At 63.7% G+C, this 7,761-nt stretch carries 6 protein-coding genes; 2 read left to right on the top strand and 4 right to left on the bottom strand.

The annotated features are described in order from the left end of the window. On the top strand, positions 1-1,420 hold a 1,420-nt coding region (locus ACELLULO517_RS17510), incomplete at its 5' end, for a Hint domain-containing protein (RefSeq protein ID WP_227308693.1). Between the two features lie 194 nt (positions 1,421-1,614). After that, positions 1,615-2,928, top strand: a complete 1,314-nt coding sequence (locus ACELLULO517_RS17505; RefSeq protein WP_227308692.1) for an NtaA/DmoA family FMN-dependent monooxygenase — start codon at positions 1,615-1,617, stop codon at positions 2,926-2,928. A gap of 178 nt (positions 2,929-3,106) precedes the next feature. Here the strand turns inward: ACELLULO517_RS17505 and ACELLULO517_RS28930 are convergent, their stop codons facing one another. The 4 genes from ACELLULO517_RS28930 to ACELLULO517_RS17485 are packed head-to-tail and all read right to left on the bottom strand — an operon-like array spanning position 3,107 to position 7,758. Next, positions 3,107-5,011: an MGH1-like glycoside hydrolase domain-containing protein gene (locus ACELLULO517_RS28930; protein ID WP_227308691.1), complete on the bottom strand. Its 1,905-nt coding sequence runs from the start codon at positions 5,009-5,011 to the stop codon at positions 3,107-3,109. Beyond that, positions 5,008-6,081 (bottom strand): ABC transporter ATP-binding protein, encoded by a 1,074-nt coding sequence (locus tag ACELLULO517_RS17495; protein WP_227308690.1) that lies wholly within the window; start codon positions 6,079-6,081, stop codon positions 5,008-5,010. The genes ACELLULO517_RS28930 and ACELLULO517_RS17495 overlap by 4 nt, the downstream gene beginning before the upstream one ends. Continuing rightward, positions 6,078-6,902 carry an ABC transporter permease gene (locus ACELLULO517_RS17490; RefSeq protein WP_227308689.1) on the bottom strand — a complete coding sequence of 275 codons (825 nt, stop codon included), beginning with the start codon at positions 6,900-6,902 and terminating at the stop codon, positions 6,078-6,080. Before ACELLULO517_RS17490 ends, ACELLULO517_RS17495 begins: the two co-directional genes overlap by 4 nt. Further along, positions 6,895-7,758, bottom strand: a complete 864-nt coding sequence (locus ACELLULO517_RS17485) for an ABC transporter permease (protein WP_227308688.1) — start codon at positions 7,756-7,758, stop codon at positions 6,895-6,897. Before ACELLULO517_RS17485 ends, ACELLULO517_RS17490 begins: the two co-directional genes overlap by 8 nt. Positions 7,759-7,761: the final 3 nt, after the last annotated feature.

Here is a 7,761-nt window from a genome sequence, read left to right as displayed (position 1 = left end):
CGCGGACAGCACCCTGCTGTTCAACGACGCGACCGACAGTCTCGACAATACCACCATCACCATCGGCAGCGCCGGCGGCCTCGACAGCCTCAGCGCCGGCGGCATCCTGACGCTCGGCACCGGCGTCGTCGTCCAGACAACCACCACGGCCTTCCTTGACGTCGCACTCGCCAGCGACGGCGCCGGCACCATCATCAACGACGGCAGCATCATCGCCGACGCGGCCTCCGGCGAGATGGATCTGGAGAGCCCGGCCTTCATCAACAATGGTGCCATCACCGTCGCAGGTGGTGCGACGCTGGATGTCCAGCCTTTCGGGACTTTCGCGAATGCTGGAACGCTCACTGTCGGCCAGGGCAGCACAGCGAATATTCAATTCATCAACACCTTCACCAATACGGGCGTGATTGACGTCGATGCCGGGCAGCTGGTGGTCGATACAAACCTGAAGGCCGGTGGCTCTGCCGGCATGATCACGGTCGAGAATGGCGGCACGGCGACATTCGAAATCGCGGTCGACGCCAGCCAGACCATCGACTTCGGCGCCGGCAGCAACAGCGTGGTTGTGGACGACCCGAGCGCCTTCGCCGCCACCGTCGCGCATTTCGCAGCCGGGGACAGCATCACCCTTGCGGGTCTGGCCGATGATACGCATAGCTTCGCCGATGATGTGATGACCTTCAGCCAGGACGGCAAGGTTACCGGCACGATCACCTTCGACGGCGACTATCAGGCGTCCGACTTCACCTATGCCACCGACCCGGCGGGCGATCTGATCCTCGGCATCGATGTGCTGCCCTGCTTCGCTTCCGGCACGCGCATTCTGACCGCGCGCGGCGAGATTGCGGTGGAAGCGCTGCGCGACGGCGACCAGGTCATCACGGTGACCGATGGCGAGCGGCGCCTGACCCCGGTGACCTGGATCGGTCATCGGACCGTCAATATCGCGCGCCATGCAGCACCCGAGAAGGTGCGGCCGGTGCGCGTCGCAGCGGGTGCTTTCGGCAAAAACATGCCGGTGCGCGACCTGCTGCTGTCGCCTGACCATGCGGTCTTCGCCGAAGGCGTGCTGGTGCCGGTGAAATACCTCATCAACGACAGCACTGTGCGCTTCGACCTCTCGATCGAGCGCGTCACCTACTTCCATGTCGAACTGGCGCAGCATGAGGTTCTGCTGGCGGAAGGCCTGCCGGCCGAAAGCTATCTGGAGACGGGCGGCCGCGCGATGTTCGAGAATGGCGGCATGCCGGTTGTGCTGCATGCCGACTTCTCGCCCTTGGCCTGGGACGTGCTGGGCTGCGCCGACCTGAAGGTGACGGGCGCCGAAGTGGATGCGATCCGCGCGACCCTGGCCGCGCGGGCGAAGGTCATCGCGGGTCAGAAGACCAAGAAGAAGACGAAGACGATCAAGGCCGCCTAAAGCTTTTCGACTTGGCTAAGCGGCATGGCGCGGGCATCCCCCGCGCCATTCTGCGTTTTGCCGCCTGAAACAGCGTCGAACGGTCAGGATTCACGCGGGCGCTCATTTCCGGTCTTGTGCTGTGCAAAAGACCGGAACTAGCTTGGTTGCTTGTGATTCCGACGATCGCTCGCCGCCAGGGGTGTAAGACGCATATGACCAGTAAGCCGTTTCATCTGGGATTGTTTTTGCAAGGATCGAGCGTCCAGGCCTGGGGCGAGCCTTGGACCGGCCGCATCGGCGAGACCTGGATGCAGCCGGACCTGTTCATCGACGTTGCGAAATCCCTGGAACGCGCCTGTTTCGACTATATTCTGCTGGAAGACTCCTCCTATATCGGCGAAAGCTACGGCAATTCGCGCGATATCTACCTCCAGAACGGGCTCGCCGTTCCCCGGCAGGACCCGTCCGTGGTCGCAACGCTGATGATGGCCGCGACCTCACGCATCGGCATCGTGCCGACCTTCGCGACCTTCGCCTATCCGCCCTATCTGCTGGCGCGGCTGGTATCGTCGCTCGACCAGATCTCTGCCGGGCGCGCGGGCTGGAACATGGTGACCGGCAGTTCGGATTTCGCGGCGCGGAATTTCGGCATGGACGGGCTGCCGGACCATGACCTGCGCTACGACATGGCCGATGAATATATCGATCTCGTCGGCCAGCTATGGAATTCGTGGGAACCGGGGGCGATCATCGCCGATACCGATAGCAGCGTATTGATCGATCATACCAAGGTGCAGCAGATCGACTATGCCGGGCGTTTCTACAAGTCACGCGGACCGCTCAATTCCGGGCCTTGCCCGCAGGGCAAGCCGGTGATCGCGCAGGCCGGCGGATCGCCGCGCGGCCGTCAGTTCGCGGCGAAACACGCCGACACCATCGTCGCGGCGGTCAAAGGCGTCGACGCCATGCGCGCCTTCAGGGATGACGTGCGTAAGCGCATGGTCGCCGAAGGGCGCGACCCTGACAGCTGCAAGGTGCTGTTCCTGGCCTCGCCCTTGGTTGGGGAGACCAGGGAAGATGCTCAACGGCTGCAGGAAAAGCGCACCGCCAGGATCGCGGATCAGGTTGAGGTGAAGCTCGCCTTTCTGGGCAAGATCACCAATATCGACTTCAAGCAATTCGATCTCGACGCGCCGGTCGGTGAGCTGAAAACGAACGGACATCAGCAGACGCTGGATGAGTTCAAGCGCAAGGCCGGCAATAAGACGCTGCGTCAGGCCATTGCCAGCTACAACAATGATGGCGGATCGGTGGAACTGATCGGCTCCGCCGATGACGTGGCCGCGCAAATGGATGAGGTGATGCAGCAAGTCGGCGGTGACGGCTTCCTGCTGTCCTTCTCCAACCTGTCGCGCCGCCTGCTGGCCGAGATCGAGGACGGTCTGGTGCCGGCGCTACAGAAGCGCGGGTTGGCGCGGAAAGCCTATGCGCATCAACAGTTCCGCGACAATCTGCTGGATTACTAGAGTCCGTCGGGTTTAGGTGGAAACGCCCCCAAAATCTGTCGCCCGCGGCCTGTTCGGCCGAGCCTCGTGCCGCGGGTCTAACCGTTCCGGCGCCCAAACGCCGATGTGGTGCCGCGGCGGGTAGGTCCGCGCAACAAGTGCGCGGATGACGAATTTATCTATCAAAACGTGACAAACTCTACGCGATCGGCGGATAAGTCCCCGTCGCGCTCAGCATGACCGTCGCGGGGATGAGCGCGCCCCAGGTGTAGAAACGGTCGGCGTCCGGGCTTTCGTCGCCTTTGGGATCATGCCGGTGGAAATTCTCCCGGCATAGTCTCTCGTCCTGCCAACCGGTTTCGAACATCGCCCAGGCGCGTTGCGAGACGTCGCGCGCCAGATCATCCCGACCGGCGCGGCGCAGCCCTTCCCAGACCAGGAAGATATGCGGCGGCCAGATGCGCCCGCGCCAATAGACATTGTCCGCGCTTGCCGGATCATCATGGGCGGATGACGGCAAAACCCGCTCCCCCCAGAATTTATCGGGATTGAGCAGATAGAGGTCGATCAGCGCCTTGGTCTGCGCCGCCGTCGCGGCCCCCGCCAGCAGCGGATAGAAGCAGGTGACGGAGAGTGACGGCTCAAACGCGCCGGACCAATGCCGGCCCCCGAAAACCTTCCGCTCCGCATCCCAAAGCAGTTCGGCAATACGCGCGTTCAGCGCCTTGGCCGTTTCCTGCAACGTGATCGCCGTCTCCGTTTCGCCTAAGACTGTCGCGATCTTGGCGAGGCATTGGGCGTCGAGAGACACAAGAGAGTTCAAGCCAGGCTCGGCCATGGTCAATGTATGCGCGTCAGGGTCGAAACCCGCGGAATCGAAGATCGGCGCATTATCCATGAAGGATTCGTCCATCGCCCCCTGCTTGGTATGAACGAAAGCACCGGTACCGGTGGGGGAACTGCCATATTCGATCAGCCCATCACCGTTGCCGTCGCGCTGTGTCATCCACCAGCGATGCGCGCGCAGCAGGGTCGGGAAATGCTCGATGAGCAGGGACCGATCCCCCGTCATCTCAAACAGCCGCCACAGCACATAGGCGCCTATCGGCGACTGCGCACGGTCGATCCATTCCTCATTCGTCGTGCGCAGGCAAGCCAGATTGCCTTCAGGTGATTGATAGCCGAGAGCCGCGTCCAGATTGGCCCGCGCGGTTGCGAAATCCCCGACCATGCCGGCGAGCAGCGCATGGAACAGAATGTCGTTCAGCCAGACGCCCCAGCCGGAGAATTTGCCGGTCAGCCAATGGCGCGTCAGCACCGTGGTGACGCGGTGATTGTCCTTATCCCAAAGCGTATTCCAAGCGAGGATATCCCGCACCGCCGCAAAGGCCCTGTCCGCGACTGGCAATTCTGCCGGCGGCATGGTCAGCAGCGCCGCGCTGCCGGCTTCCGCCATGGCGCGATCCGTGCCGAGTGCCACGGCGATGCAAACCTCCGAATGCATCTGCGCGTTGAAGCGCAGCACGCCCCAGCGGCTGGTATCCTCCGCGCGTGGTGGCGCGTAATAGCCGCGCGTATTCAAATCCTGCGCAAAACTCTCGATCGCCGCATAGGCACCGCCATAGACGGCGGGTTCGGAAGATTGCACGGAGGCCCAAAGCGAGCGGTGACGCGCCAGCAACCTTGGCGGCGCGTGCGGTGGCATCGGCTCCTTATTCTCGACCGTCACCCAGGGCTCATCCGCGCGCCAGGGCGCCGGCCCGCCTTGCAGATCCTGAAAGCCGAGTTCCAGCGTCATCCAGAAGCGCAGGCCCCATTCGCCGAGTTTCAGCACGCGCAGGCGCGCGCAGACCCGATGCGGATCGGGCTTGCTATAGGTCAGTTCCAGCTCGGCCCCGGCATGGGTGATGCGCGCGCGGATGAAACTGCCGTCAGACGCGTGCTCAAGAAGCTTGATCCCACCACCTTGCCCCAGCAACCGATATTGACCGTCCGCGCTGCTGAAGACGGAAAAGCGCAAAGTCAGGCCGGTCGGCAGATGCACCATGGCCAGCGGATCGCGTGCGTCCCAGCTATTCCACTGACGGCTTGGGCTGACCGTCACGCGAGCAGGCTCCCGCCACGAACCATCAGGCGCACCGGCATGCCGACTTCCCAGGGGCCCGCCGCCAGCACATCCGGCGAGAGCGACAGGACGGAGACCGCCTGCCCCTCCACATCGATGCGCAGCGTCACCACCGGGCCGCCGAATTCCGTCGCGATCAATCGTCCGCCGAGTTGACCGGTTCCGGCCTCCCCAGGTTCCACCAGAAGCTGTTCCGGCCGCACGGCCAGATGCAGCACCGCGCCCTTGCTTGCGCAGGCAAGCGCGCCGATGACGTCGGCCGGCGGCGCGAAACTCTGGCTGCCGAGGCGCAGCATCTGCCCTTCAGCCTTGACCTTCAGCAGGTTGATAGCGCCGAGGAAGCCAGCGACGAATTCATCCGCCGGATTGCCGTAGATATCGGCGGGTGCGCCTTGCTGCCGCAACGCACCACCTTCCAGCACCAGCACGCGGTCCGCGAGGAACAGCGCCTCCTCCTGATCATGCGTCACCATCACCGTGGTGACGCCCGTCTCGGCCTGGATACGCTTCAACTCCTCCCGCACCTCCTGCCGCACCTTGCGGTCGAGGGCGGAGAGCGGCTCATCCAGCAGCAGCAATTGCGGCTTGATGACAAGGGCGCGTGCCAGGGCGACACGTTGCTGCTGACCGCCGGAGAGCGCCGCCGGCTTGCGATGGCCGAAGCCCGTCATGCGGACGAGGCGCAGAACCTCCTCCACCCGCGCGGCACGCTCGGCCTTCGCGACACCGCGCATCTTGAGGCCGAAACCGATATTCTCGGTGACGCTCATATGCGGAAACAATGCGTAATGCTGAAACACGACACCGATATTGCGATGTTCGGGCGGCATGTCGGTGATCGCGCGACCGGCCAGCGTGACGGCACCGCTATCGGCCGGGGTGAAACCCGCGACGATCTTCAGCAGCGTCGTCTTGCCGGAGCCTGAGGGGCCGAGCAGCGTATGAAACGCCCCGCGCGGCACCGACAGGCTGACATCGCGCAAAACCTGAACGGGGCCGAAACCCTTGCCAACGGCAGTGATGTTCAGGCCATCGTCCATATTGCTCATAGCGCGGCTCCTCCAGGCAATCCGGCATTGCGCAGGCCCAGGCGATGCAGGATCGCGATGAGCAGGCAGGTGATGCCGACGATAAGCGTTGCCAGCGCATTGAGATCCGGCAGATAGCCGACACGGATGAGCGTGTAGATTTTCAGCGGCAGGGTCTGCACGCCGAAGGGTGCCAGGAAATACTGGATCAGGAAGTTGTTGAAGGAGACCATGAAGGCAATCAGCGTCCCGCTGAGGATGGAAGGCAGGATCAGGGGCGCGCTGACGCGCAGGAAGCTGACGATGGGGCTGGCCCCCAGTGACCGCGCCGCGAAGTCCAAATCGCGGTCCAGCGCGTTCAGCCGGGCCGAGACGATGAAGACGACATAAGGCAGAACGGTCGCGAGCAGGCCGAGATAGATGGCGAACAGGCTGCGGCCTAACCCTATGGCATTCATCACCAGCAGCATCGCCAGGCCCAGGATCAGCCAGGGCACCGTGATGGCGCTGAGAAGGGCCGCCCGAAACATCGTGCCGGCGATCTTCGACGCCCGCCGGTCCAGCCAGACGGCCGCCATGGTGCCGAAGACGGCAGCGCTGACGGCGACGAGGAAGGACAGCTCAACCGACAGCCAGGTCGGGCCGAGCAGACCTGAATCTGTAAACAGTGCCGCATACCATTTCAGCGTGCCCTGGAAGGGAAAGGTGCCGTAGGGCGAGGTATTGAAGGACAGAAGGATGATGATGACGAGCGGCACGAACAGGATCGCGAGGCTGAGCGCCAGCATCCCGATCATGAAAGGCGAAAGCGCTTCCGCGTCCCGCAACCGGCTTTTACGCATGGGCATAGCCTTTCACCCATTGGGCGAGAGGTCTGATGGCCGAGACCAGGCCGGTGATCACCAGCATGCCGAGCAGCAGCAGGATGGAGAGCGCCGAGCCGAATGACGGATCATCCGCCCGCGTCATCTGATCGGCGATGATATTGCCCAGCAGCAGCCCGTGCGGCCCGCCCAGGATCTGGCTTTCCACGAAGGCGCCGCCCATGGGGACGAAGACCATGACGAGGGCTGAGACCAGCGCGGGTGCGGCCATGGGAAAGACGATATGGCGCATGCGCCGGAAGCGGCCGGCGCCGAGTGACCCGGCGGCGGCCAGCAGATTGCCGTCGATCCGCTGCATGCCGGAAAACAGCACGAAGATCATCAGCGGCAGGTTTTCATAGACCAGCATGACGATCGTCGCCGGCTGGCTATAGAGGATCGAGGCACCAGGGGCAGCGAGCCCCACCAGGCGCAACAAGGCCATGATCGGGCTGCCCGGTCCGAGGACCACGAAGATGCTGTAGATCAGCAGCAAATAGGACGTCAGATAAGGAATGACGACAGCAAGCAGGATCAGGTTGCGTGTGCGACCCGGCAGGCGCGACAGCGCCCAGGCCGGACACCAGGCGATCGCCGCCGTGATCAGCGCGGCGAGCCCCGCCGTCCACAGCGTCTTGACCGCAAGCCGCGCGTAAAGCGGGCTTTGCACCATGCGGCTATAGCTGTCGAGCGATAGCGGCGCCCCTGCCCCGTCCGGCGCGAAGCTGAACCAGATCAGCACGGCCAGCGGAATGACGACCATCAGTGCCAGCACGATCGCCGCCGGCAGAAGCAGAATGGGCGTCGCGAGACGGTTGAGGAGGCGCCGCATCATCGG

It is taken from the genome of Acidisoma cellulosilyticum, assembly GCF_020621385.1.
Classification (GTDB): domain Bacteria; phylum Pseudomonadota; class Alphaproteobacteria; order Acetobacterales; family Acetobacteraceae; genus Acidisoma; species Acidisoma cellulosilyticum.
The sequence above is the reverse complement of the archived record's forward strand: the minus strand, read 5'-3'. Positions and strand labels throughout refer to the sequence as shown.